Genomic DNA, 25,307 nt, shown 5'->3' with positions numbered 1-25,307 from the left:
AAACCGCCGCGCACTCCTGCCCGCCCACTTTCGAACTGGAGGTTCCACCATGCGTAAGCCCCGTCTGTTCTCCGCTCTCGCCGCCGGCCTGGTCGCCGCCATCAGCCTCAATAGCCACGCCGCAGTGAAAAGCGACTTCAGCGTCTGCTGGACCATTTATGCCGGCTGGATGCCCTGGGAATACGGTGCCGCAGAAGGCATCGTCGACAAGTGGGCGAAAAAGTACGACATCAATATCGATGTGGTGCAGATCAACGATTACGTCGAGTCGATCAACCAGTACAGCGCCGGCCAGTTCGATGGCTGCAGCATGACCAATATGGACGCCCTGACCATCCCTGCCGCGGGCGGCATCGATTCCACCGCACTGATCATCGGTGACTTCTCCAACGGCAACGACGGCATCGTGCTCAAGGGCGAGAAGAAGACCCTGGGCGACCTCAAGGGCCAGCCGGTCAACCTGGTCGAGTTGTCCGTCTCCCATTACCTGCTGGCCCGCGGCCTGGAAAAAGCCGGCCTCAGCGAGAGAGACCTGAAAGTGGTCAACACCTCCGACGCAGACCTGGTCGCTGCCTTCTCCACCAGCGACGTAACCGCCGTGACTACCTGGAACCCGCTGCTGGCCGAGATCGAAGCCACCCCAGGCGTGACCAAGGTGTTCGATTCCAGCCAGATCCCCGGCGAGATCATCGATCTGATGGTGGTCAACAGCAACACCCTCAAGGACAACCCGGCGTTCGGCAAGGCACTGACCGGTGCCTGGTACGAAATCATGGCCACCATGAGCGCCGATACCCCGGCCGGCCTTGCCGCCCGCGAGCATATGGCCAAGGCCTCCGGCACCGACCTGGCCGGTTACGAAGCGCAGTTGGCGGTCACCAAGATGTTCTATTCGGCCAAGGACGCCGTGGCATTCGCCAACAGCCCGAAACTGCCGGCCACCATGAGCAAGGTCGCCGAATTCTCCTTCGCCCATGGCCTGCTCGGCGAAGGCGCGCAGAGCAGCGACGCCATCGGCATGAGCTTCGCCAAGGGTGTGGCCACCGGCGACAGCGGCAACCTCAAGCTGCGCTTTGACCCCAGCTATATGCAAATGGCGGCTGACGGCACGCTCTGAGGCTCGTAGGGTGCGCCGAGCGCACCACCCACTCCCACGAGTACCGATGGTGCGCACGGCGCACCCTACGCAGAGATACCCTATGCGCCTGATCAACCGTCACCCGGATCGCAGCGGTCGCCTGCTGCTGATCCTACTGCCCTTCGCCCTGCTGCTGTTCGCCTACTTTGCCGGCTCGGCGCAGCGCCTGGCGGACAACCCCAACGACAAGCTGCTGCCCAGCGCCAGCCAGATGGGAGCCGCCATCGAGCGCCTGGCCTTTACCGAAGACAAGCGCAGCGGCCACTACCTGTTCTGGCAGGACAGCGCCGCCAGCCTCAAGCGCCTGGCCATGGGCATCGGCATCGCCGCCCTGGTCGGCCTGTGTCTGGGTATCGCCGCCGGTACCCTGCCGTTGTTCAGCGCACCGCTGTCGCCGCTGCTCACGGTGCTGTCGATGGTGCCGCCGCTGGCGATACTGCCGATCCTGTTTATCGTCTTCGGCCTCGGCGAGTTATCCAAGGTGATGCTGATCGTGATCGGCATCACCCCGGTGCTGGCCCGCGACCTGGAACAGCGCGCCCGGGAAATCCCGCCGGAACTGCTGATCAAGGCGCAAACCCTGGGGGCCAGCACCTGGACCCTGATTCTGCGCGTGGTGCTGCCGCAGATCCTGCCGCGCCTGCTGATCGCCCTGCGCCTGGTACTCGGCTCGGCCTGGCTGTTTCTGATCGCCGCCGAAGCCATCGCCAGTACCGACGGCCTCGGCTACCGGATCTTTCTGGTGCGCCGCTATATGGCCATGGACGTGATCCTGCCCTACGTGGCCTGGATCACCCTGCTGGCCTGGCTGATGGACCTGGGCCTGCGCCAGCTCACCCGCCTGTGTTTCCCCTGGTATGAGGGGGCCAAGGCATGAGCTTTATTCAGGTCAAAAACGTATGGCAGGAGTATGGCGATCAGGTTGTTCTGGAGCGCTTGAATCTAAGCATCAGCGAAGGCGAATTCTGCACCCTGGTCGGCGCGTCCGGCTGTGGCAAGTCGACCTTTCTGCGCCTGCTACTGGGCCAGGAGCGCGCCAGCCGCGGGCAGATTCTGCTGGGCGGCGAGCCGCTGGCGGGTGAGCCCGATAGCAGCCGCGGCGTGGTGTTCCAGCGCTATTCGGTGTTCCCCCATCTCTCCGTGCTGGATAACGTCGCCATCGGCCTGGAACTGCCACGCGCGCCGCTGCTCGGCCGGCTGTTTGGCCGCGCCAAGCGCGAGGCCCGCGAGCAGGCCGAAGTGATATTGCACAAGGTCGGCCTCGGCCACGCCCTGGACAAGTACCCCAGTCAGCTTTCCGGCGGCATGCAGCAGCGCCTGGCAATTGCCCAGGCGCTGATCATGCAGCCGCGCGTACTGCTGCTCGACGAGCCCTTCGGCGCGCTCGACCCCGGTATCCGCAAGGACATGCACACTCTGCTGCTGGAGCTGTGGCGCGCCACCGGCCTGACCGTGTTTATGGTCACCCATGATCTGAGCGAGGGCTTCAGCCTCGGCACCCGCCTGCTGGTGTTCGACAAGACCCGCGTCGACCCTCACGCACCGAATGCCTTCGGTGCGCGCATCACCTACGACATTCCCTTGAACAGCGACCGCCGCGCCCGGCGCGCCGCCGTCGACGCCTTGCCCGCGCATATCGCCGGCAAGCTGCACCCGGCCCTGTAAGGAGTTGCCATGACAGCTGCACCGACCCTGCGCCCCACCCTCTACGAAGAATTCGTGCCCGGCGGTGGCCACACCTCCTTTGTCCTCAAGCGTGGTCAGTTGCTGCGCATCACCGATCTCGAAGGCGCGGCCAATGTCAGCCTGCTGCTGCTCAACGCCGTTGAAAAAAGCGAACGGCTGAATCTGCCCGACAGCCTCAAGTGCCAGCACACCGCCAAGCTCACCGCCGGCCACTGCCTGTACTCGGATATGGGCCGGGTCCTCGCCGCCATCACCGCCGACACCTGCGGCTGGCATGACAGCTTCGGCGGCGTACTGAATGCCGAAGAAGTTGCCGAAAAATACGGTCAGGGCTGCTATCAGGAGCTGCGCAACGGCTTCTTTCGCAACGGCGTGGACAACCTGCTGGTGGAAATGGGCAAGTGGAACCTGGGCCTTGCCGACCTGCTGATGTGCCTCAACCTGTTCAGCAAGGTCACGGTCGACAGCGACGGTTGCTTCCACTTCCAGCCGGGCAACTCCAAGGCCGGCGACTATATCGAGCTGTACGCGCCGATGGACACGCTGGTCGTGCTGACCGCCCTGCAGCACCCCATGGACCCCAACCTCGAATACGCGCCCAAGCCGCTCCAGCTGAGCTGGCATGCAGTGGCCAGCGACGGCATCAGCGTGCTGTGCCGCACCTCGCGCGCGGAAAACCAGCGCGGCTTCCATAACACCGAACGTCTGTATCTCTGAGGGTGGCCAGCATGACTCTTATCGCAAGCGACAAACACTCCGAAGCGGCGGTGTACCGCGCCACCATCGGTGCCGGCGAGCCCTTTCTCTGTGAAGTAAAAGCCGGCCAGACCCTTCGCCTGCTCGACCTGGAAGGCAACCAGGCGGTCGATACGCTGTTCTACTCGGCGCGCAACCCGCGCGAGCGCTACGACGTGCAGCGCACCCTGCGCAAACAGAACCGCGTCTACCTGACCACCGGCAGCGTGCTGTATTCCAACCTGGGCCAGCCGATGCTGAGCATCGTCGCCGACACCTGCGGGCGTCACGACACCCTCGGCGGTGCCTGCGCCCAGGAAAGCAACACGGTCAGGTACGCCCTGGACACGCGCTATATGCACAGCTGCCGCGACAACTTCCTGCGCGCCAGCCTGCACGACGGCCGCCTGAACAAAGCCGACATCAGCGCCAATATCAACTTCTTTATGAACGTGCCGGTCACCCCAGAAGGCGGCCTGACCTTCGAAGACGGCATCTCCGCCGCCGGCAAATACGTCGAACTGAAGGCGCATATGGACGTGATCGTACTGATCTCCAACTGCCCGCAACTGAACAACCCCTGCAACGGCTACAACCCGACCCCGGCCGAGGTGCTGGTGTGGGATTGAAGAAGCCAAACAACCTGTAGGAGCCAGCTTGCTGTGGTTCGGCACTCCGACGATGCTTTTGTGTCGCAGCTGATCGCCAGCAAGCTGGCTCCTACAAAAGGCACACCTGATTTTCAACCACGGACGACCGTGGTGCAGACCCAATACTGCGGGACGGCCCGCCCCTTCGAGGACACCTCGAATGTTCAGCAAACTCCTGATCGCCAACCGCGGTGCCATCGCCTGCCGCATCCTGCGCACCCTGCGAGCCCTCGATGTACAGGGCGTGGCCGTCTACTCCGAAGCCGACGTCGCCAGCCTGCATCTTCAGCAAGCAGACGAGGCGCACAGCCTCGGCGAAGGTCCGGCAGCCAACACCTACCTGGTGGTCGAGAAGATTCTAGAAGTCGCCAAGCTCAGCGGGGCCACCGCGATTCATCCCGGCTATGGCTTTCTCTCCGAGAACGCCGCCTTCGCCGAAGCCTGCGAAGCGGCGGGTATCGCCTTTGTCGGCCCGACCCCGGAGCAACTGCGGGTATTCGGTCTCAAGCACACCGCAAGGGCTCTCGCGAAACAGCATGGCGTGCCGATGCTCGAAGGCACCGAGCTGCTGGATAGCCAGGGCGCCGCGCTGATCGCCGGCGAGCAGGTCGGATACCCGGTGATGCTGAAAAGCACCGCCGGCGGCGGCGGCATCGGCATGCGCGTCTGCAACAGCGCCGCCGAGCTGAGCGAGGCCTTCGACACGGTCAAGCGCCTGGGGCAGAACAACTTCAGCGACAGCGGCGTGTTTATCGAGAAATACATCCCGCTTGCCCGCCATCTGGAAGTGCAGGTATTCGGCGACGGCTGCGGCGAAGTGCTGGCCCTGGGCGTGCGCGACTGCTCGGTGCAACGGCGCAACCAGAAGGTGCTGGAAGAAACCCCGGCCCCCAACCTGCCGTCCGGCATGGCCGATGAACTCTGCGCGGCAGCGATCCAGCTGGCCAAGGCGGTGAATTACCGCAGCGCTGGCACCGTGGAGTTCGTCTACGACAGCGAGGCGGCGCGCTTCTATTTCCTCGAAGTGAACACCCGCCTGCAGGTCGAACACGGCGTTACCGAACAGGTGTGGGGCGTCGACCTGGTGCGCTGGATGATCGAGCTGGCGGCCGGCGACCTGCCGCCGCTAAGTGAACTGGCAAAAACCCTGAAACCCCGCGGCCATGCGATCCAGGCGCGCCTGTACGCCGAAGACCCCGGCCGCGATTTTCAGCCCAGCCCCGGCCTGCTCACCGCCGTCGCCTTCCCCAAGGCCGACGGCCAAGCGCTGCGCATCGACACCTGGGTCGAGACCGGCTGCGAGATCCCGCCCTACTTCGACCCGATGATCGCCAAACTTATCGCCTGGGCCGATAACCGCGAAGCCGCCAGCACCGCCCTCGGTCAGGCCCTGGCCGACACAGTGCTGTATGGCGTGGAAACCAATAGCCAGTACCTGCGGCAGATCCTGCGCGACGCCCCCTTCGCCAGCGGCCATCCCTGGACCCGCTGCCTGGACGACCTGGTCTATCAGGCCAGCACCTTCGAGGTATTGAGCGCCGGCACCCAGACCACGGTGCAGGACGTCCCCGGCCGCCTCGGCTACTGGGCGGTTGGCGTACCGCCCTCCGGGCCGATGGACAGTCGCGCCCTGCGCCTGGGCAACCGCCTGCTGGGCAACGAGACTGCCGCCGCCGGCCTGGAAATCACCATGAGCGGGCCGACCCTGCGCTTTAACAGCGATGCGGTGGTGGCGGTAACCGGCGCGCCGATCCCGCTAAGCGTCGATGGCAGCGAGCAGCCACTCAATACCGCGCTGCTGATCAAGGCCGGCAGCACCCTGAGCCTCGGCACCATCCAGGGCGCAGGCGCACGTAGCTATCTAAGCCTGCGTGGCGGCGTGCAGGTGCCGGATTACCTGGGTAGCAAGAGCACCTTTACCCTCGGCCAGTTCGGCGGCCATGGCGGTCGTGCCCTGCGGGCCGGCGATGTGCTGCACCTGCTACCGCTTGGCGATACCAGCAGCGGTGCACAACTGCCCGTCGAGCTATGCAGCGCCCTGCCAGCCGTGCGCGAAATCCGCGTGATCTACGGCCCCCATGGCGCGCCTGAATACTTCACCGAGGGTTATATCGAGACCTTCTTCGCCACCGACTGGGAGGTGCACTTTAACTCCAGCCGCACCGGCGTGCGCCTGATCGGGCCCAAGCCTGAGTGGGTACGCGACAGCGGCGGCGAAGCCGGCCTGCACCCCTCCAATATCCACGACAACCCCTACGCCATCGGCGCGGTGGACTTTACCGGCGATATGCCGGTGATCCTCGGCCCGGACGGCCCGAGTCTGGGCGGCTTTGTCTGCCCGGTGACGATTATCGAGGCGGATCTGTGGCAGCTGGGGCAGCTCAAGGCCGGGGATAAGGTGCGCTTTGTGGCGGTGGATATCGCCACGGCGCGGGAGCTGGCCAAGAGCAACCATATTGAATGCAACGACCTCTGTAGGAGCCAGCTTGCTGGCGATCCTTCGGTATCGCTGATCGCGAGCAAGGGCTATGGTGCCCCCCTCGCTCCTACAAAAGACAATACCCTCACCTCCCCCATCGTCCTCGATATCGGCGAGGCCGATAAACGCCTGGTTGCGCGCCTGTCCGGCGACACCCATCTGCTGCTGGAGATCGGCGCGCCGGAGCTGGATCTGGTGCTGCGTTTCCGTGGCCATGCGCTGATGCAGGCGCTGGAGGCCAAGCAGCTGGTTGGGGTGATCGACCTCACCCCCGGCATTCGCTCGCTGCAGGTGCACTACCAGCCGGAAACCCTGGCCCTGAGTGATCTGCTCGGCATAGTTGCCGGCGAATGGGATGCGGTGTGCGCCGCGCAAGACCTCAAGGTGCCCTCGCGGATCGTCCATCTGCCTCTGTCCTGGGACGACCCGGCCTGCGCGCTTGCCATCGAGAAATATATGACCACGGTGCGCAAGGACGCGCCCTGGTGCCCGAGCAACCTGGAATTTATCCGCCGGATCAACGACCTGCCCAATCTCGACGAGGTCTACAGAACCGTCTTCGAGGCCAGCTATCTGGTGATGGGCCTGGGCGACGTCTACCTCGGTGCGCCGGTGGCCACCCCGCTGGACCCGCGCCATCGCCTGGTCACCACCAAATACAACCCGGCGCGCACCTGGACTGCGGAAAACTCGGTGGGCATCGGCGGTGCCTATATGTGCGTGTACGGCATGGAAGGCCCCGGCGGTTACCAGTTCGTCGGCCGCACCCTGCAGATGTGGAACCGCTACCGCGAAGTGGCGGCGTTCGACGGCAAGCCCTGGCTGCTGCGCTTCTTCGACCAGATCCGTTTCTACCCGGTCTCGGCCGAAGAGTTGCTGCGCATCCGCCGTGATTTCCCCCTGGGCCGCTTTGACCTGCATATCGAACACAGCGAACTGCACCTGGCCGATTACCAGGCCTTTCTCGACCGCGAAGCCGAGGGCATCGAGGCCTTCCGCAGCCAGCAACGCGCCGCCTTCGACGCCGAGCGCCAGCGCTGGATCGAATCCGGTCAGGCGCATTTCGACAGCGAGGAAGTCGCCCCTGATCTCGGCGAAGACGCCCCGCTCGGTGCCGGCCTGCACGGCATCGAAAGCCATATCGCCGGCAACCTCTGGCAGGTGCAAGTGGCGGTTGGCGCGACGGTGAAAGCCGGCGAGGTGCTGGTGATTCTGGAGTCGATGAAGATGGAAATCCCCCTGCTCGCCCCGATAGACGGCGTGGTCAGCGAGGTGCGCGTACAGCCCGGCTCGCCGGTACGTGCCGGCCAGCGGGTGGTGGTACTCGAGGAAGCCTGACAGCCAACCGTAGGGTGGATCACGCTTCACCGATCCACCAAGCGGCCACCCCAATTGCGATGCCACGGCATCGACGGTGGATGGGTAAAGCGCCAGCTACGCGCCCCGATCCACCCTACAGAGGACGCTACCTATGCAACACGAATTCGATCTACGCCTCGATGCACTAAAAGCCGTCTACCAGGCCGGCAGCACCACCCCGCGCCAGTTGATCACCGCCCTGCGCGACCAGGCCGCGGCGCTTAACCCCGAGTTCAAGCTGTTTATCCATCTGCTGAGCGAAGCGGAGCTGGAGCCCTATCTGGCTGCACTGGATGACAAGTCGCCGAGTGAGCTGCCGCTGTACGGTGTGCCCTTTGCCATCAAGGACAATATCGACCTGGCCGGTATCCCCACCACCGCGGCCTGCCCGGCCTTTGCCTACACGCCGGAGCAGAGTGCCACCCTGGTTGAGCAACTGCTTGCCCTCGGGGCAGTGCCACTGGGCAAGACCAACCTCGACCAGTTCGCCACCGGCCTCAACGGCACCCGCTCGCCCTACGGGGCCTGCCGTAACTCGGTGCATCCGGACTATCCGTCCGGCGGCTCCAGCGCCGGCTCGTCCCTGGCGGTGGCACTGGGCGTAGCCAGCTTCGCCCTGGGCACCGATACCGCCGGCAGCGGCCGGGTGCCAGCCGCGTTGAACAACCTGGTCGGGCTGAAAGCCAGCAAGGGCCTGCTCTCCACCGCAGGCGTGGTGCCCGCCTGTCGCAGCCTGGACTGCGTCACCTATTTCACCGCCACGGCCAGCGAGGCCAGCCAGTTGCTGGCCCTGACCGCCGCCCTCGACCCGCGCGACGAATACAGCCGGGTCAACCCGCTGTGGAACGATGGCAGCGCCTTTGGCACACCCCGCCCGGGTTTTCGTTTCGGCGTGCCCAAACAGCTCGAATTTCTCGGCTGCAGCGAGAGCCCGGCGCTGTTCGCCGCCAGCATCGAGCAGCTCAAGGGCCTGGGCGGCGAAGCGGTGGAGATCGACTTCGCGCCCTTCCTCGAAGCCGCCCGCCTGCTCTATGAAGGGCCCTGGGTGGCCGAGCGCTACAGCGTCGCCGGCGCGTTGATCGAGCAGCAGCCCGACGCGGTACTGCCGGTGATCCGCGCCGTACTGGAAAAGGCACCGGGAACCACGGCCGTCGACGCCTTCCGCGCCCAGTACCGCCTGCAGGCGCTGAAAGCGCTCTGCGACAAGATCATGGCCGATGTCGATTGCGTACTGACCCCGGCCTACCCACGCCCGGTGACCCTGGCCGAACTGCAGGCCGAACCGGTGGAGCGCAACGCCGGCCTGGGCTACTACACCAACTTTATGAACATGCTCGACTACGCCGCCGTCGCGGTGCCGGCGGGTTTTATGGCCAATGGTCTGCCCTGGGGCGTGACCCTGTTCGGCCGCGTCTTTACCGACCAGTACCTCTTGAGCCTGGCCGCGGCCCTGCAACGCCAACATGCGCTGCCCCTGGCCGGCAAACGCAGCCTGGAGCCAGCCGCGCCGGCCACCAGCGCGCGCAATGACCGCGCCCGGCTGGTGGTCTGCGGTGCCCATCTGGATGGCCTGCCGCTCAACTGGCAACTCAAACGGCGCGGCGGCCGGCTGCTCGAAGCCACCCACAGCTCGTCGGACTATCAGCTCTACGCCCTGGCTGGCGGTCCACCGTTGCGGCCCGGCATGCTGCGAGTTGCCGAAGGCGGCGTGGCCATCGCCGTGGAAGTCTGGGAACTGCCGAGCGCCGAGCTGGGTTCCTTCCTCACCGGCATCCCGGCCCCCCTGGGCCTGGGCAAGGTGCAGCTGGCCGACGGCAGCTGGGAAAGCGGCTTTATCTGCGAACCCTATGGGCTGGCCGGTGCAGTCGACATCAGCCATTTCGGCGGCTGGCGGGCTTATCTGCAGAGCAAGGCCTGAGACCCGTAGGCTGCGCCGCGCGCACCGCCAAGCACCTGGCTGGCCCTGGAGCGCACGGCGCACCCTACACTCACCCGCTGTTCGCAGGTCGTTGAAAAATGTAGGCGAGGCCGGCAAAACAAGGCAAAAGCAGGCGAGAAACGCAGCGTAGCGAAGTAACAGCCATGGGCTGGCCCGCCGGGTGAGCGAAGCGAATCAAGTGGAGCTTACGAGTCGTAAATGAGCATTACTCGTTCTACTCGCCCTACGGGGCCGCGCAATAGCGCCGACAGATGCCGATGGCCGGGGCTACAATGCGCTTAACCTTACCCCGTAGACCTTACGTATGCCCCGCCCCGCCCCCGTTACCCGGCAACGCTCGCTGCTTCTGCTGATCCTGCTATTGCTCGGTTGTGGTTTCCTCACCACCTCGCTGGTCAGCTATTACACCGCCCTGGACTCGATCCGCGCGGGGATTATCGACACCGAGCTGCCGCTGACCTCGGACAACGTCTATTCGGAAATCCAGAAAGACCTGGTCCGCCCCATCCTGATTTCCTCGATGATGTCCCGCGACACTTATATGCGCGACTGGATTCTGGCCGGCGAGCAGGACGCCGCACAGATCACCCGCTACCTGCAGGAAGTGCAGGAGCACTACGGCACGGTCACCAGCTTTCTGGTCACCGAGCAGAGCCGCACCTACTACCAGGCCAAGGGTGTGCTCAAGCAGGTCGAGGCCGACGAGCCGCGCGACGCCTGGTATTTCCGCGTGCGCGATATGCAGGCCCCCTACGAGATCAATGTCGACGTCGACATGGCCAACGACGACCGCATGACCGTGTTTATCAACTACAAGGTGTTCGACTACCAGCAGCGCTTTATCGGCGCGACCGGTGTCGGCCTGACCGTGGATGCGGTGGTCAAGCTGATCGACACCTACCAGCAGCGCTACAGCCGCAGCGTGTTCTTTGTCGACACCGACGGCCGTATCGTCCTCACCGGAGCCAGCGGCGGCCCGATGGGGGCCAGGGTCGGCCAGTCGCTCAGCGAACTGCCGGAGCTGGCCAACCTGATGGCGCAACTGCCACTGCCCGGCAGCGGCAACTTCGAGTATCGGCAACAGGGCCGCGGCCACTTTCTCAATGTGCGCTTTATCCCCGAACTGAACTGGTACCTGTTTGTCGACAAGCCGGAAAACGCCGCCCTCGACGAGCTGCGCTACTCCCTGTACCTGAACCTGCTGATCTGCCTGCTGGTGACCCTGGTGGTGATCGGTCTGGTCAGCCTCGCCCTGCGCCGTTACCAGGCGCGCATCACCGCCCTGGCCACCACCGACCAGCTCACTGGGCTGCTCAACCGCCGCGGCTTCGACCTGCTGGCAGGCCAGGCATTGCAGGAGGCACGGCGCAACAACAGCCCGCTCTGCGCGCTGCTGCTGGACCTCGACAATTTCAAGGCGCTCAACGACCAGCATGGCCATCTGGCCGGCGATGCGGTGCTATGCGGCTTTGCCGACAACCTGCAGAACAATCTGCGCAAGTCCGACATCATCTGCCGCTGGGGCGGCGAGGAATTTATCCTCCTGCTCAAGGACACCGCCCCCGAACAGGCGCGCGAACTGGGCGAGAAAATCCGCCAGCAGACCGAGCACAACCGCGTCCTGCACAACGGCATCGACCTGCAGATCACCAGCAGTATCGGCCTGGCCCACCTGCAGGCGGACGACGCCCTCGACCAGCTGATTGCCCGCGCCGACCGCGCCCTGTACCGGGCCAAACAGAGTGGCCGCAACCGCCTGTGCGAAGAAACCGCATGAGCCCCTCGCCCCAGCATTGCCCGCGTTGCGGCCAGCCCAACCAGTGCGCCCAGGCGGGCGCAGCCGCTCCCGTCGAACACTGCTGGTGCTTCGACCTGAGCATCGCCCCCGCTGTGCTCGACAGCCTGCCCGCCGAGACCCGCGGGCGCACCTGCCTGTGCCCGCGCTGCGCCCGGGAACTGCCGTCGACGCAGCCCGACCAGCCTGCCGACTAACCATGCGTCTGGATCGTTTTCTCGCCAACCTGCCGCACTGCAACCGCCAGGCAGCCCGCCAACTGCTCGCCAGCGGCCGGGTGCAGGTGGACGGACAAATCCAGCGCGAAGGCCGCAGCGAAGTCAGCCAGTTCAGCCGCGTGCAGCTGGACGCAGAGCTGCTGCAGGCCGGCAAGGCCGCGCGCTACTTTATGCTGCACAAACCGGTCGGCGTGGTCAGCGCCACCGAACACCCCGAGCACCGCACCGTGCTCGACCTGCTCGACGAGCCGGATAAACACGAGCTGCACCTGGCCGGCCGCCTGGACCTCAACACCAGCGGCCTGCTGCTGCTCACCAACGACGGCCAGTGGTCGCGCCGGGCCACCGCCCCCACCGGGCAGCAACCCAAGGTCTACCTGGTCGAAACCCAGGATTTGATCGACCCGGCCTGCATCGAGGTCTTCGCCCGCGGCCTGTACTTCCAGTACGAGAACCTGACCACCCGCCCCGCCATCCTCGAACTGCTCGCACCGCGACACGCTCGCCTGACCCTCTTCGAAGGCCGCTACCACCAGGTCAAGCGCATGTTCGGCCACTTCCAGAACAAGGTGATTGGCCTGCACCGCGTCAGCATGGGCGCGATCCAGCTCGACCAGCGCCTCTGCCCCGGGCAATACCGCGCGTTGAGCGCGCTGGAGATCGCCAGCCTCGACAAAACCTGACGCTAATTTCCCCCGAGGTCACATCGTTCGCAAGCTAACCGATAAACGGTAGTATCCTAAGGGAATAAAGCCTTGCCAGCGCCAGGGTCCACTGCTTAAATCCAGCCATAAGGTCTTGATGTGACCGGCGAGTCACAGATGACCATCTAAGCGTTCTTTCGGTTGCTTGCGCGCTGCGCGAAATGGGTTCCTGCCTGGTGACACGACATCCCTCCGATAACTTGAGAAAGGTCGGCGCGATGCTCTATTTCAGCCCTAACCGTTTGAAAAATAAATACTTATAAAAATCTCCCAGCCTGACATTCGTTTGTCATGTCCAGGCGCTTTCCTGACTGTCCTTTATGCCCGGTTTAACGGCCCCCGCCGTTTTGCCACGCCCCGACTTGCGCCAGGAGAAAACGACATGAAGCCAGCCACCGCTGTCGTCGATGTTCACGGGATCTACAAGATCTACACGGAGTTCTACGCCAATCCGAGCGCGCGCAAGACCATCATCCTGGTCAACGGCTCACTCTCCACCACCGCCGCCTTCGCGCAAACGGTCAAATACCTGCGCACCCAGTTCAATGTGGTGCTCTACGACCAGCCCTATGCCGGCCAGTCGAAGCCGCACAACCATCACCACCAGCCGATCACCAAGGAAGACGAGGCCAGCATCCTGCTCGAGCTGATCGAACAGTTCCGTGCCGACCACCTGATGTCGTTCTCCTGGGGTGGCGTCGCCGCCATGCTGGCCCTGGCCCAGCGCCCGGCGCGTATCGAGAAGGCGGTGATCACCTCCTTCTCGCCGCTGCTCAACGAGCCGATGGTCGACTACCTGGAAAAAGGCCTGGCCCATCTGCACGCCCTCGACGGCGACCAGCTCGGTCACCTGGTCAACAGCACTATCGGGCGCTACCTGCCGTCGCTGTTCAAGCGCTATAACCATCGCCATATCAGCAGCCTGGACAGCCACGAATACCAGCAGATGCATGCCCATGTGCACCAGGTGCTGCACCTCGACGCCCATTGCCAGATGCAATGCCTGGCGGCCATCGATATCCCGGTGCTGTTCGTCAACGGCGAACACGACGCCTACACCTCGCCGGAAGACGTGCGCCTGTTCGCCGAGCACCTGCACGACTGCCAGTTCGTCACCATCGACAACGCCGGACACTTCCTCGACATGGAGCACAAGGCCGCGTGGCTGCAGAGCCAGGCCGCACTACTGGGCTTTCTGCAGAGCAAGCCACTGCGCCAGACCCACTACCGCCCACAGATGGACGTGCTGCACGCGCTGGCCGTATGAAGCCTGCACACAACCCGTGCCCGCACCGCGATATTGCAGATAACCGCGGCGCGGGCTTCATTTCAGGCCAGACTTCCGGTATAAAGGCACCCGCTGCGGGCGTCGTATAGTGGTAATACCCTAGCTTCCCAAGCTAGAGCTGTGGGTTCGATTCCCATCGCCCGCTCCAGATGTCTAACGAAAAAGCCCTGCTGATGCAGGGCTTTTTCGTTTCTGGCGTTACGCAGTGTCGTAAAAGTGTCGATTGGCGGGTTGAGCGCAAAGCCTTCTCAGGTGATCCAGCGACTGGTATGCATAGCCCATGACCAGGGATGCCTGCCCCATGATCCTCTGTAACGTCAGGTTGTTCCGCCGTCGACGACGAAGCAACCGGCAAACCCGATGAACGATTGATCACCTACCCCCGCTGCGCGAACTACAGAATGGCCAGGGCGGTAAAGCCCACAACAGGCCGGATATACGAATGCAACCGCGCTGACGACAGGTGCAAAAGAAAGGCTTTGCTCACTGCTTGTGGGGAGAGTCCATATAGTCCATATAGGTTGTTAGGCCGCCCTTACTGACGCACATAGCGCAAGTGTGTGGCGGCTGGACCATCAAGAACCCTGTCAATGCGAAACTGCGGCCCGGGCTCGCGTAAGTTCTCGAAGAGACGCCGCCCGCCGCCAAAGAACACGGGTGCCAGGGCGATTTCCAGCTCGTCGACGACTCCCAGGTTCAGGTACTGCTGGATCACATCCGCTCCACCCGCGATACGAATATCACGACTGCCTGCGGATTCCCGAGCCAGTTCTAGGGCACGCTCCGGCCCGTCATTGATGAAGTAAAAGGTCGTCCCGCCGGGGCGCACCCAAGGTTCGCGTTTCTCATGGGTAAGAACGTATACCGGTGTGTGAAACGGAGCCTCCTCTGGCCAGGCGACCTCGCCTTGGTCGAACATTCGCTTGCCCATAATGTTGGCACCGATGCGTTCCGTGGTGCTTCGAACCAAGTCATTGACCGGGCCGGTCTCCCCCCCTGGCCCGAGCTTGAGGTTGTCGCGGAAGTACTGTTGATTGATGATCCAGGCCATCAGCGCCCCCCACTTCGCGCCCCAGTTTTTGTACTCAGGCTTGCCCATGGTCATTCCTTCAGGTGCCATGTAGCCATCGAGGCTAAGTCCAATGTTGACGAATACTTTGCTCATGATTCTCCTCTCGCGTGTTCGGATCTCGGCCTAACGAGATTGTAGAAAAACTGAATGGCAAGTTTTACAGCTGGGGTTCTGGCTGTTTTTTTCAACCAAAAGCCAGCATCTCTCTTGAGATCTGACGTGTTCATTTCTCTTAATCCCTCCGGATCTCGCGTACGGAATAAGCTTTGAAGTTTTTCTACAGTCTCAACGAAAGGCCCTGCGCATGCAGGGCCTTTCGTTTTGCTTGGCTCACCTACTCCGGCTGCAGATCGAACAGCGCCTTGCCGCTCTCCATATCGCAGGGCATGGAGAAGTGTTCGTGCATGATCAGCCAGCGTCCGTCTTGCTGGCGCAGGCACTGGGTTACGCGCATCCAGCAGCTCTGCATCTGGCCTTTGTCGTCGCTGCCGCCGCAGTGCAGCAGGTAATGCGCCACGCCCAGTTCGCCGCTGGCGATAAAGCTGGGATCGTGGGGTTCGAACAGGGTCTCGCCGCTGCACATTTCCATGCAGGCCTGCCAGTGCGCCTGGTAGGCGGCCCGGCCGACGAAGCGCAGCGGGCCGATGGCGTCGTAGGCCACTACGTCTTCGCTGTAGTGGGCCATGATGCGCGCCACGTCCTTGCTTCTGCAGGCCTGGGTCCAGCTGTCCAGGGTGGCCTGCAGCGCGGTGTGAAGACTGTGATTGCTCATGCCGGTTGCCTCCTTGTGGGTGATTCAAGCCTTGTGGGCACAGCAGTCTTGCTGCGCCGCGGGCTGTTCGTACTCGTCGTGCAGGCGGGTCCAGTTCAGGCCCTTGCCGTCCAGGTCGGGCATGCCGTCCCAGCCTTCGCCACGACCGAAGGGGGTGAGGTCGAGGTAGTGGAAGCTGCTCATCAGCATTTCCAGGCCACGGGCGTAGCAGGAGTAGCTGTGGAACAGCTGGTCGCCGTCGCGCAGAAACACGCTGACCCCGGGCTGCTCGCCCTGCAGGTGGTAATCCAGGCCCAGGCGCTGCAGCTCGGCCTTGTCGCGGTAGTTGTATTCGACCGGGGCGACGCTCTCGTCGGTAGTGGCCTGGTAGTCGTAGTTGAAACGGCTGCCGTAGGAGCTGTACCAGGGCAGGGTCCAGCCCATGCGCCGCTTGAAGGCTTCGAGGTCGGCCAGGGGCGCGCGGGAGACCAGCACCAGGGTGGTGTCGCGGGCATGCAGGTGGGCCTGATGGCCGATGTTGTCGACCAGGCAGGAGCAACCGTCGCAGCCCTCGCCGCGGTCCATGTGGTACATAAAGTGATAGACGATCAACTGGCTGCGCCCGGCGAACAGGTCGAGCAGGCCCACTTCGCCCTGCGGGCCCTGAAAGCGGTAGTCCTGCTCCACGGCCACCATGGGCAGACGCCTGCGCGCCATATTCAGCGCATCGCGCTGACGGGTCAGGGCCTTTTCCTGCTCCAGCAGGGCCTTGCGCGCCACCAGCCACTCTGCGCGGCTGACGACCGGGGGAAAGTAACTGCGGTCCATGGCAAATCCTCCATTGGGATGATGGTTAACCGCCCCGGACTGCGGCCCTCGGGGCGTTGTTGGCTGCGCCACATGGCAATCAGATGCCGCGGCTCTCGCGAACCTGCTGCGGGGCCTGCTCGACCTGCAGCTCGCGCACCGGACGCACTTCCACGCAGCCGACCCGCGCCGCGGGGATATGTCCGGCCAGCTGGATGGCCTCATTGAGGTCGCGGGCCTCCACCAGGTAGAAGCCGGCCAGCTGCTCCTTGGTTTCGGCGAAGGGGCCATCGGTGATCGACAGCTTGCCGCCGCGCATGCGCACCGTGGTAGCGGTCTGCACCGACTGCAGGGCCTCGGCGGCAAGCATGCGGCCGCTCTGCCCCACCGCCTCGGCGTAGGCGAAGCATTCGGCGTCGTGGGGGCTGTCGGGGGAGCTGTGCAGCTCCTGTTCGTTGGCATAAACCAGGCAGAGGTATTTCATGGCGGACTCCGGTTCCTTTACGGGGTGAGTACTGGATAGTCGAGCGCGGCGCGTGGCGTTCGACAAGTGCGGAAAAAATATCGCTGCGGCCGACGAATGGTCGATGCCTCGGCTGTCGCGCAGCGTTGGCCGAGTGCATGTCCGGCAGCCAATGTCTCGGTGCGCGCGGCGCACCCTAGGTTTGCAGTTCGGCCAGGCGCTGTTGCAACAACTGTCGATCCGGCCCCTGCTGGGCCAGTTGCAAGGCGCGCTGGTAGGCCGCGCGGGCCGGGGCGATGCGGCCCAGGCGGCGATTGAGGTCGGCACAGGCGGCATGAGCCAGGTGGTAGTCCGCCAGTTCGCCGCTGGCCAGCAACCCCTCGATCAGCGCCAGGCCGGCCTCGGGGCCCTGCTCCATGGCCACCGCCACGGCGCGGTTGAGTTCGATCACCGGCGACGGGCTCAGGCGCAGCAAGGCGTCGTAGAGCCCGACTATCTGCGCCCAGTCGGTCTGCTCGGCGCTGGCGGCCTCGGCATGCACGGCGGCGATGGCGGCCTGTAGGCTGTAGGCACCGAAGCGCCGCGAATGCAGGGCCTGCAAGACCAGGGCCTCGCCCTCGGCGATCAGCGCGCGGTCCCACTGGCTGCGGTCCTGCGCCTCCAGCAGCACCACCTCGCCGCTGGCCGTGCTGCGCGCGCCGCGCCGTGACTCATGCAGCAGCATCAGGCCCAGCAGGCCCATCACCTCGGGCTCGGGCAGCAATTGCAGCAGCAGCCGCGCCAGGCGGATGGCCTCGTCGGACAGCTGAGTGCGGGTCAGCTCGGCACCGGAACTGGCGAAATAGCCTTCGTTGAATACCAGGTAGATCACCCGCAGCACCGCATCCAGACGCTCGGCCAATTCGCTGCGCCCCGGCACTTCATAGGGAATGCGCGCGTCGCGGATCTTCGCCTTGGCGCGAACGATGCGCTGGGCCAGGGTCGCCGGGGTGGTGAGAAAGGCGCGGGCAATGTCCTCGGTACCCAGGTCGCAGACTTCGCGCAGGGTCAGGGCCACCTGGGCATCGCTGGCCAGGGCCGGGTGGCAGCAGGTGAAGATCAGCCGCAGGCGGTCGTCTTCGAGCAGCTCGTCGTCCTCCAGCACCGTTGCGGCGGGGAGCTCGGTCTGTTCGTCGAGGGGCTGGAAGCGGCGCAGGCGGCGCAACTGGTCGATGGCCTTGAAGCGCCCCGCCGACACCAGCCAGGCCCGCGGGTTGGCCGGTATGCCAGCCTCTGGCCATTGTTCCATGGCCGCGCGAAAGGCTTCGTGCAGCGCCTCCTCGGCCAGGTCGAAATCCCCCAGCAGGCGAATCAGACTGGCCAGCACGCGGCGCGATTCATCGCGGTAGATGGCGTCGAGCTGGGCTCGTTGAGCGTCGTCCATAACCCTCCCCGTAACGCTTGCGTGGAATGGAGTAACCCGGATTGCCTCCAGGCTACGGTTTCTGCCTTAGCTTTTAAGCCGATAACCGGTCTTGAAGATCCAGCCCACCGCCAGGATGCACAGCAGCAGAAAGCCGAGAATCATCCCCAGGCTGAGTACTACATTGACATCGGAAACGCCGTAGAAGCTCCAGCGGAAGGCGCTGATCAGGTACACCACCGGGTTGAACAGGGTCACCGTCTGCCATACCGGCGGCAGCATGCTGATGGAGTAGAAGCTGCCGCCGAGGAAGGTCAGCGGCGTGACGATCAGCGCCGGCACGATCTGCAGTTTCTCCCAGCCATCGGCCCAGACGCCGATGATAAAACCGAACAGGCTGAAGGTCAGCGCGGTGAGCACCAGAAAGGCCAGCATCCAGAACGGGTGGAGAATCTCGAAATCGACGAACAGCCGCGCCGTGACCAGGATCACCAGGCCGAGGATGATCGACTTGGTGGCCGCCGCGCCGACATAGCCGATCAGGATTTCCAGGTAGGACACCGGGGCCGACAGCAGCTCGTAGATGCTCCCCGAATACTTGGGCATATAGATGCCGAACGAGGCGTTGGAAATGCTCTCGGTGAGCAGCGCCAGCATGATCAGCCCCGGCACGATAAAGGCCCCGTAGCTCACCCCCTGGATCTGGGTCATGCTCGAACCGATGGCCGAACCGAACACCACGAAATACAGCGAGGTGCTGATCACCGGGGTGGCGATGCTCTGTAACAGGGTGCGCCAGGTGCGCGCCAGCTCGAACAGATAGATGGCCTTGATGGCATACAGGTTCATGCGCGCGACTCCTTGACCAGGCTGACGAAAATCTCCTCAAGAGAGCTCTGGCTGGACTGCAGGTCCTTGAAGTCGATGCCGTGCTGGGCCAGGTTCTTGAGCAGCTCGGCGATGCCGGTGTGCTCGCTTTGCGCATCGAAGGTGAACACCAGGGCATGGCCCTCGTCCGCCAGTTCCAGGCGGTGGCCGTTGAGCTCCGCCGGCAGGCTGGCCAGGGGTTGCTGCAAATGCAGGGTCAGCTGCTTCTTGCCCAGCTTGTGCATCAGCACCTGCTTGTCTTCCACCAGGATGATCCGGCCCTTGCTGATCACCCCGATGCGGTCGGCCATTTCCTCGGCCTCCTCGATGTAGTGGGTGGTGAGAATGATGGTCACCCCGCGCTCGCGCAAGCCGCGCACCATGTTCCACATGTCGCGGCGCAGCTCGACGTCGACCCCGGCGGTGGGTTCGTCGAGAAACAGTATCTGCGGCTCGTGGCTCAGCGCCTTGGCGATCATCACCCGGCGCTTCATGCCACCGGACAGCTCGAAGATCTTCGCCTCGCGCTTGTCCCACAGCGACAGGTCGCGCAGCAGCCGCTCCAGGTAGGCCGGGTCGGGCTTCTTGCCGAACAGGCCACGGCTGAATTTCACCGTCGCCCAGACCGTCTCGAACACGTCGCTGACCAGCTCCTGGGGCACCAGGCCGATCTGCGAACGGGCCGCGCGGTAGTCCTGAATGATGTCCTTGCCGCCCACCAGCACCCGCCCACCGCCCGGATTGACGATGCCGCAGACGATGCTGATCAGGGTGGTCTTGCCCGCGCCGTTGGGCCCGAGCAGGGCAAAAATCTCGCCCTGGCGAATATCCAGATCGATGTTCTGCAGCGCCGGATGGCCGCTGGCGTAGGTCTTGCTCAGTTGCTGAATCGAGATCACCGGTTGCACGGGAAGGCCTTGCCTGGAAGAGAGAGGGACAGAGTGTATGTAACTTGGGGTGGGGTCAGGCAAGTGCCATCGTGTTTGCAGCTGACCCAGCGCCCGCGAGCGGGCTCAGGGTCTGTTGCCGTTTCGTGGCGAGCCGTGTTGCTGCGACGAAACGGCAACAGACCCTAGGACAAGGGCAGCTGCTCGGCGAGAAAATCGATCAGGCCGCGCACCGAGGGCAGCAAGCCACGGCGCGAGGGGAACAGCGCATGCACCACGCCGCAGCGCGGCACCCACTGCGGCATGATGTCGAGCAACCGCCCCTGCGCCAATTCCTGCTCGACCACCATGCACGGCAGCTGCACCAGGCCAACGCCGCGCAGGGCGGCCTGTAGCAGAGTCGTCATGTCGTCGCTGATCAGGCGCGGCTGATGCCGGACCTCGGCCATGGCTCCATTGGGGCCTTCCAGTTGCCACAGATGATCGCCCTGTTGCCGCCAGTCCAGGCTGGGCAGGCCACTCAAGTCGGCGGGTAGCAAGGGCAAGGTGCGGCCCTTGAGCAACTCCGGACTGGCGACCAGGCGCTGGGGGCTGTCGGCCAGCACGCGCATCACCAGGTCGCTGTTTTCCAGCGGCGGGAAACGCACGCGCAGGGCCAGGTCGAGGCCTTCGCCGAGCACGTCGACGTGCCTGTTGGTGGCGTCCAGGTGCACCTGAACCTTGGGGTTGAGGACCATGAAACGGCTGATCAGGTCGCCAATCCGGTACTGCAGCAAGGTGGTGGGGCAGCTCATGCGCACGATGCCCTGGGGTTCCGAGCGCGTGCGTTCGATCGCCTCCCGCGCGGCTTGCGCCTCGATCAGCATGGCCAGGCAGTGCCGATGATACTCCTGACCGATTTCGGTGACCGAGAAGTGCCGGGTCGAGCGCTGCAGCAGGCGTACGTCCAAGCGTTCCTCGAGCAGGGCAATGCGCCGGCTGAGCTTGGACTTAGGCGTATGCAGCGCCCGGCCTGCCGCCGCGAAACCGCCGTGTTCGACCACTTGGGCGAAGTAGTACAGGTCGTTAAGGTCATCCACCAGTGTTCTCCTTATAGAACGCTGAGGCTAATTTAACGGGTCTACCGCGATAAGTGTTGCACTCATAAGCTTTCTCCATGCACAGAGGAGGCATCTCATGAAAAAGATTCTTGGTCTTTACAGCAGCCCCAAGCAGCACTGGGTCGGTGACGGCTTTCCGGTTCGCTCGCTGTTTTCCTATGACAGCCTGGGCCAGCACATCAGCCCGTTCCTGCTGCTCGACTATGCCGGCCCCCATGAGTTCGCCCCAGCCCAGCAGCCGCGCGGCGTCGGCCAGCACCCGCATCGCGGTTTCGAAACCGTGACCATCGTCTACCAGGGCGAGTTGGAGCACCGTGACTCGACCGGCAGCGGCGGCCTGATCGGCCCCGGCGACGTGCAGTGGATGACCGCGGCCTCGGGCATCCTGCATGAAGAGTTCCACTCCGCCACATTCACCGAGCAGGGCGGCACCCTGGAGATGGTGCAGCTGTGGGTCAACCTGCCGGCCCGCGACAAGCTGGCCGCACCGGGCTACCAGACCATTCTCGATCAGGACATCCCGGTGGTGCCGCTCGACGACGGCACCGGTTCCCTGCGCCTGATCGCCGGGGAGTTTGCCGGGCAACAGGGGCCGGCCCACACCTTCACCGCCATGGACGTCTGGGATATCCGCCTGAATGCCGACAAGCCGCTGGCCTTGCCCGTCACCGAGGGCCGCAGCACTGCGCTGATCGTGTTGCGCGGCACCGTGCTGGTGAACGGCAGCCAGCTGGTCAGGGAGGCGCAGATGGTGCTGCTCGACCGCGCCGGCGACGAACTGTTGCTGGAAGCCAACAACCAGGCGCTGGTGCTGCTGCTCAGTGGCGAGCCCATCGATGAACCGGTGGTCGGTTACGGCCCCTTCGTAATGAACAGCCAGGCCGAAATCGCCCAGGCGGTTAAGGACTTCCAGAGCGGCTCGTTCGGCCAACTACCGGCCTAACGGTCATTCGCCGCCGGTATCACCATCTAGGCTGAATGGGCCGGTTCTTTGGGTCCCGATGATTGAGCCGGCCCGCGAGCACAGTAAAGAAGCAAGATTCCACCCCCGCCGAGCCCTGCACAGGGTTCGGCACTCACCCACCCATGAGGAAACCGTCATGAGCACTCCCTACAAGCGTCTCGACAAGGATCAGGCCGCGGTCTTGCTGGTCGATCACCAGACCGGCCTGCTGTCGCTGGTGCGCGACATAGACCCGGACAAGTTCAAGAACAACGTGCTGGCCCTGGCCGATCTGGCCAGCTACTTCAAATTGCCGACCATCCTCACCACCAGCTTCGAGGATGGCCCCAACGGCCCGCTGGTGCCCGAGCTCAAGCAGCAGTTCCCGGATGCGCCCTATATCGCCCGCCCCGGCCAGATCAATGCCTGGGATAACGAGGACTTCGTCAAGGCGGTGAAAGCCACCGGCAAGAAGCAGCTGATCATCGCCGGGGTGGTCACCGAGGTCTGTGTGGCATTTCCGGCGCTGTCGGCGATCGAGGCAGGCTTCGAGGTGTTCGTGGTCACCGATGCCTCCGGCACCTTCAATGAAATCACCCGCCAGTCGGCCTGGGATCGCATGTCCGCCTCCGGTGCCCAGCTGATGACCTGGTTCGGTCTGGCCTGCGAACTGCACCGCGACTGGCGCAACGATGTCGAGGGCCTGGGCACGCTGTTCTCCAACCACATCCCCGACTACCGCAACCTGATCAACAGCTACACCACGCTGACCGCGGGCAAGTAAGCGCTCAGCAAGGGCTGCGTTGCGCAGCCCTTGCTCTTTGCGCCACCTGCAGCTGTTCTTAACAGCCTCAGCAGTCCAACTGGATTGGAGTTTGCAATGAGCACAGCGTCAATCACCGCCTCCCTCGGCGGACTGCCCTATCAGGTCAAGCTCAGCGATGGCGTACACCAGTGGCTGGCCGACGAACCCCGGGCCAACGGCGGTGGCGACAGCGGGCCGTCGCCCCATCAGCTGCTGCTCTCGGCCCTGGGTGCCTGCACCTCGATCACCGTGGCCATGTACGCGCAACGCAAGGGCATGCCGCTGCAGGGCATCGATGTGCAACTGAGCCTGCTGCAAGCGCCCAGTGCGCAGCATCCGCAGACCCGCATCGGTCGCGACATCCACTTGTCTGGCGAACTGAGCGATGCGCAGCGCCAGCGCCTGCTGGAAATTGCCAACGCCTGTCCCATCCATAAGCTGCTGAGCGGCGAGATTCTGATCGACAGCCAGCTGGCCGACTGAGGAGCACCGACATGACCACGACTCCAACCATCAAGGTGCTGGGTATCTCCGGCAGCCTGCGCGGTGGTTCCTACAACACGGCCGCCCTGCGCGAGGCGGCGCGGCTGGCACCGCCCGGGATGCAGATCGAGCTGGCGGACATCGCCGGCATTCCCTTGTACAACGAGGATGACTACGCCCAGGGTTTCCCGCCGGCGGTCGAACGCCTGCGCGAGCAGATCCGCGCCGCCGATGGCTTGCTGCTGGTGACCCCGGAATACAACTACTCGATGCCCGGGGTGCTGAAGAATGCCATCGACTGGGTCTCGCGGCCGCCGGAGCAGCCCTTCTCCGGCAGCCCGTGGCCATCATGGGTGCCAGCCCCGGCCGTTTCGGCACGGCGCGGGCGCAGTACCACCTCCGGCAAAGCATGGTGTCCCTCGACGCTCACCTGCTCAACCGCCCGGAGGTGATGATCGCCGGGGCGCAGAAGCTGTTCGACCCGCAGGGCAACCTCACCGATGAGCCGACCCGCGTACATATCCGCGGCCTGCTCGAAGCCCTCCACGTCTGGACCCTGAAACACAACGGCTAACCAGGTGCAACAAACAGCGAGGATAACGCCATGAGTACCCACGAGACCCAATGTCAGCTGTCGTCATCCAGCGATTGCCCGCTGGACAATGGCCAGCGCAGCATCCAGCGCGTGACCTCGCGCAGCGCCGAGATCGGTGGCGGCATTTCCGTCAGCCGCCTGCTGCCTAGCGCGCAACGGCGCATGATCGGTGCCTGGTGCTTCCTCGACCATGCCGGCCCCGCCACGTTTGCGGCCGAGCACGGCCTGCGAGTCGGCCCGCACCCACACATCGGCCTGCAGACCTTTACCTGGATGCTCGAAGGCGAAGTGCTGCACCGTGACAGCCTGGGCAATGTGCAGGTGGTGCGGCCGGGCCAGGTCAACCTGATGACCGCCGGACGCGGCATCAGTCATACCGAGGAGTCCCTGGCGGACGAGCGTCACCTGCATGCCGCGCAGCTGTGGATCGCCCTGCCCAGCAGCGAGAGTCAGCGCGAGCCGGCCTTCGAGCACCATCCCGAGCTGCCCAGCTGGGATCAGCAGGGTTGCCATTGCACCCTGCTCGCCGGCCTCTATGCGGGCCACTCCGCGCCGACCCGGGTCTACTCACCGCTGCTCGGTATCGACCTGCACAGCACGGCGGGTGCCACGCTTGAGCTGCACCTCGATCCGGCGTTCGAGTACGGCATTCTGCCGCTGCAGGGCGAGGTGCAGATCCAGGCCGAGCGCTTCGCCGACAACCAGCTGGCCTATCTCGGCCGCGGCCGCGACCAGCTGAGCGTAGGGCTGGCACCGGGTAGCCGGGCGCTATTGCTCGGCGGCGAACCATTCGTCGAGGAAACTCTGCTGTGGTGGAATTTCGTCGGCCATAGCCGCGCCGAGATCAGCCAGGCCCAGCTCGATTGGCAAGCCGGACACCCGCGTTTCGGCCGGGTCGAGGGCTATGACGGCGCGCCCCTGGTAGCGCCGCCCCTACCCTGGTCGGGTGCCTGATTCGACGCGATAAGATCAGCCGATAAGACCTGGTGGGTTAGCGGCGCACAGACGGACTGGCAAAGTCACCGCGCAAGTTGTGCGCCGCGTAACCCACCAAGCGCTGATCGGCCAGCTCCATCTGCTGGGTTACGGCCCTCGTATTGGGGCCACAAACATTCAATAACCCGTGCCCCCGGCTCTAGCG

General features: G+C 64.3%; 24 protein-coding genes, 1 tRNA gene and 1 pseudogene. 18 read left to right on the top strand and 8 right to left on the bottom strand.

The annotated features are described in order from the left end of the window. Nucleotides 1-49: 49 nt before the first annotated feature. From AACY13_RS05825 to AACY13_RS05770, 12 genes are all read left to right on the top strand, one after another. Entirely contained in the window at nt 50-1,117 is a 1,068-nt protein-coding gene (locus AACY13_RS05825) for a putative urea ABC transporter substrate-binding protein (protein WP_339459950.1), read from the top strand. An 82-nt stretch (nt 1,118-1,199) separates the two neighbouring features. Beyond that, nucleotides 1,200-2,015, top strand: a complete 816-nt coding sequence (locus AACY13_RS05820) for an ABC transporter permease (protein WP_339459948.1) — start codon at nt 1,200-1,202, stop codon at nt 2,013-2,015. Further along, nucleotides 2,012-2,803 (top strand): ABC transporter ATP-binding protein, encoded by a 792-nt coding sequence (locus tag AACY13_RS05815; protein ID WP_339459946.1) that lies wholly within the window; start codon nt 2,012-2,014, stop codon nt 2,801-2,803. Before AACY13_RS05820 ends, AACY13_RS05815 begins: the two co-directional genes overlap by 4 nt. A 9-nt stretch (nt 2,804-2,812) precedes the next feature. Further along, nucleotides 2,813-3,541 (top strand): urea amidolyase associated protein UAAP1, encoded by a 729-nt coding sequence (locus tag AACY13_RS05810; RefSeq protein WP_339459945.1) that lies wholly within the window; start codon nt 2,813-2,815, stop codon nt 3,539-3,541. Nucleotides 3,542-3,552: 11 nt separating this feature from the next. Next, on the top strand, nt 3,553-4,188 hold the full coding sequence (locus tag AACY13_RS05805) for an urea amidolyase associated protein UAAP2 (RefSeq protein ID WP_339459943.1): 636 nt from the start codon (nt 3,553-3,555) through the stop codon (nt 4,186-4,188). A 181-nt stretch (nt 4,189-4,369) separates the two neighbouring features. Continuing rightward, on the top strand, nt 4,370-8,026 hold the full coding sequence (gene uca, locus AACY13_RS05800; protein ID WP_339459941.1) for an urea carboxylase: 3,657 nt from the start codon (nt 4,370-4,372) through the stop codon (nt 8,024-8,026). A gap of 133 nt (nt 8,027-8,159) precedes the next feature. After that, entirely contained in the window at nt 8,160-9,965 is a 1,806-nt protein-coding gene (gene atzF / locus AACY13_RS05795; protein ID WP_339459940.1) for an allophanate hydrolase, read from the top strand. 325 nt (nt 9,966-10,290) lie between these two features. Beyond that, nucleotides 10,291-11,763 (top strand): sensor domain-containing diguanylate cyclase, encoded by a 1,473-nt coding sequence (locus AACY13_RS05790; protein ID WP_339459939.1) that lies wholly within the window; start codon nt 10,291-10,293, stop codon nt 11,761-11,763. Continuing rightward, a complete protein-coding gene (locus AACY13_RS05785) occupies nt 11,760-11,978 on the top strand; it encodes a cysteine-rich CWC family protein (protein ID WP_339459937.1) in 219 nt (72 codons plus the stop codon). Before AACY13_RS05790 ends, AACY13_RS05785 begins: the two co-directional genes overlap by 4 nt. Nucleotides 11,979-11,980: 2 nt before the next feature. Then, nucleotides 11,981-12,682, top strand: coding sequence for a pseudouridine synthase (locus AACY13_RS05780; protein WP_339459935.1), 702 nt, complete (start codon nt 11,981-11,983; stop codon nt 12,680-12,682). Nucleotides 12,683-13,085: 403 nt separating this feature from the next. Next, nucleotides 13,086-13,970, top strand: a complete 885-nt coding sequence (locus tag AACY13_RS05775) for an alpha/beta fold hydrolase (protein ID WP_339459934.1) — start codon at nt 13,086-13,088, stop codon at nt 13,968-13,970. Between the two features lie 95 nt (nt 13,971-14,065). After that, nucleotides 14,066-14,139 (top strand) — tRNA-Gly (locus AACY13_RS05770). 387 nt (nt 14,140-14,526) lie between these two features. Here AACY13_RS05770 and AACY13_RS05765 read toward each other — a convergent pair. The 8 genes from AACY13_RS05765 to AACY13_RS05730 all read right to left on the bottom strand — a co-directional run bounded on the left by AACY13_RS05765 (nt 14,527) and on the right by AACY13_RS05730 (nt 21,322). Beyond that, nucleotides 14,527-15,156 carry a dihydrofolate reductase family protein gene (locus AACY13_RS05765; RefSeq protein WP_339459932.1) on the bottom strand — a complete coding sequence of 210 codons (630 nt, stop codon included), beginning with the start codon at nt 15,154-15,156 and terminating at the stop codon, nt 14,527-14,529. Between the two features lie 241 nt (nt 15,157-15,397). Next, the gene (locus AACY13_RS05760; RefSeq protein WP_339459931.1) at nt 15,398-15,835 is read right to left on the bottom strand and encodes a YybH family protein; all 438 of its coding nucleotides are present in this window, start codon (nt 15,833-15,835) and stop codon (nt 15,398-15,400) included. Nucleotides 15,836-15,859: 24 nt separating this feature from the next. Then, complete coding sequence (locus AACY13_RS05755; protein WP_339459930.1) at nt 15,860-16,642, bottom strand: DUF899 domain-containing protein; 783 nt, start codon at nt 16,640-16,642, stop codon at nt 15,860-15,862. 79 nt (nt 16,643-16,721) lie between these two features. Next, nucleotides 16,722-17,105, bottom strand: coding sequence for a YciI family protein (locus AACY13_RS05750; RefSeq protein WP_339459928.1), 384 nt, complete (start codon nt 17,103-17,105; stop codon nt 16,722-16,724). Nucleotides 17,106-17,280: 175 nt separating this feature from the next. Further along, nucleotides 17,281-18,507: an RNA polymerase sigma factor gene (locus tag AACY13_RS05745; protein WP_339459927.1), complete on the bottom strand. Its 1,227-nt coding sequence runs from the start codon at nt 18,505-18,507 to the stop codon at nt 17,281-17,283. 66 nt (nt 18,508-18,573) lie between these two features. Beyond that, on the bottom strand, nt 18,574-19,335 hold the full coding sequence (locus AACY13_RS05740; RefSeq protein ID WP_339459926.1) for an ABC transporter permease: 762 nt from the start codon (nt 19,333-19,335) through the stop codon (nt 18,574-18,576). After that, nucleotides 19,332-20,261 (bottom strand): ABC transporter ATP-binding protein, encoded by a 930-nt coding sequence (locus AACY13_RS05735; protein ID WP_339459925.1) that lies wholly within the window; start codon nt 20,259-20,261, stop codon nt 19,332-19,334. The genes AACY13_RS05740 and AACY13_RS05735 overlap by 4 nt, the downstream gene beginning before the upstream one ends. A 164-nt stretch (nt 20,262-20,425) precedes the next feature. Next, nucleotides 20,426-21,322, bottom strand: a complete 897-nt coding sequence (locus tag AACY13_RS05730) for a LysR family transcriptional regulator (protein WP_339460029.1) — start codon at nt 21,320-21,322, stop codon at nt 20,426-20,428. A gap of 94 nt (nt 21,323-21,416) precedes the next feature. Between AACY13_RS05730 and AACY13_RS05725 the strand changes: the two genes are divergently transcribed. The 6 genes and pseudogenes from AACY13_RS05725 (at nt 21,417) to AACY13_RS05705 (ending at nt 25,120) form a co-directional block, all read left to right on the top strand. Beyond that, a complete protein-coding gene (locus AACY13_RS05725; protein WP_339459923.1) occupies nt 21,417-22,283 on the top strand; it encodes a pirin family protein in 867 nt (288 codons plus the stop codon). 157 nt (nt 22,284-22,440) lie between these two features. Next, the gene (gene ycaC, locus AACY13_RS05720; protein WP_339459922.1) at nt 22,441-23,067 is read left to right on the top strand and encodes an isochorismate family cysteine hydrolase YcaC; all 627 of its coding nucleotides are present in this window, start codon (nt 22,441-22,443) and stop codon (nt 23,065-23,067) included. Nucleotides 23,068-23,163: 96 nt separating this feature from the next. Continuing rightward, on the top strand, nt 23,164-23,571 hold the full coding sequence (locus tag AACY13_RS05715) for an OsmC family protein (protein ID WP_339459921.1): 408 nt from the start codon (nt 23,164-23,166) through the stop codon (nt 23,569-23,571). An 11-nt stretch (nt 23,572-23,582) separates the two neighbouring features. Next, nucleotides 23,583-23,977: pseudogene (locus AACY13_RS05710) on the top strand (NADPH-dependent FMN reductase); the annotation flags it as partial. A 6-nt stretch (nt 23,978-23,983) separates the two neighbouring features. After that, on the top strand, nt 23,984-24,145 hold the full coding sequence (locus AACY13_RS22615) for a hypothetical protein (protein ID WP_445262535.1): 162 nt from the start codon (nt 23,984-23,986) through the stop codon (nt 24,143-24,145). 30 nt (nt 24,146-24,175) lie between these two features. Beyond that, nucleotides 24,176-25,120: a pirin family protein gene (locus AACY13_RS05705; protein WP_339459920.1), complete on the top strand. Its 945-nt coding sequence runs from the start codon at nt 24,176-24,178 to the stop codon at nt 25,118-25,120. The last annotated feature ends 187 nt before the right edge of the window (nt 25,121-25,307 follow it).

The organism is Pseudomonas sp. EA_105y_Pfl2_R69 (genome assembly GCF_963970915.1).
Classification (GTDB): domain Bacteria; phylum Pseudomonadota; class Gammaproteobacteria; order Pseudomonadales; family Pseudomonadaceae; genus Aquipseudomonas.
Note: the sequence above shows the minus strand (reverse complement) of the source record. Positions and strands in the feature narration are given on the sequence as shown.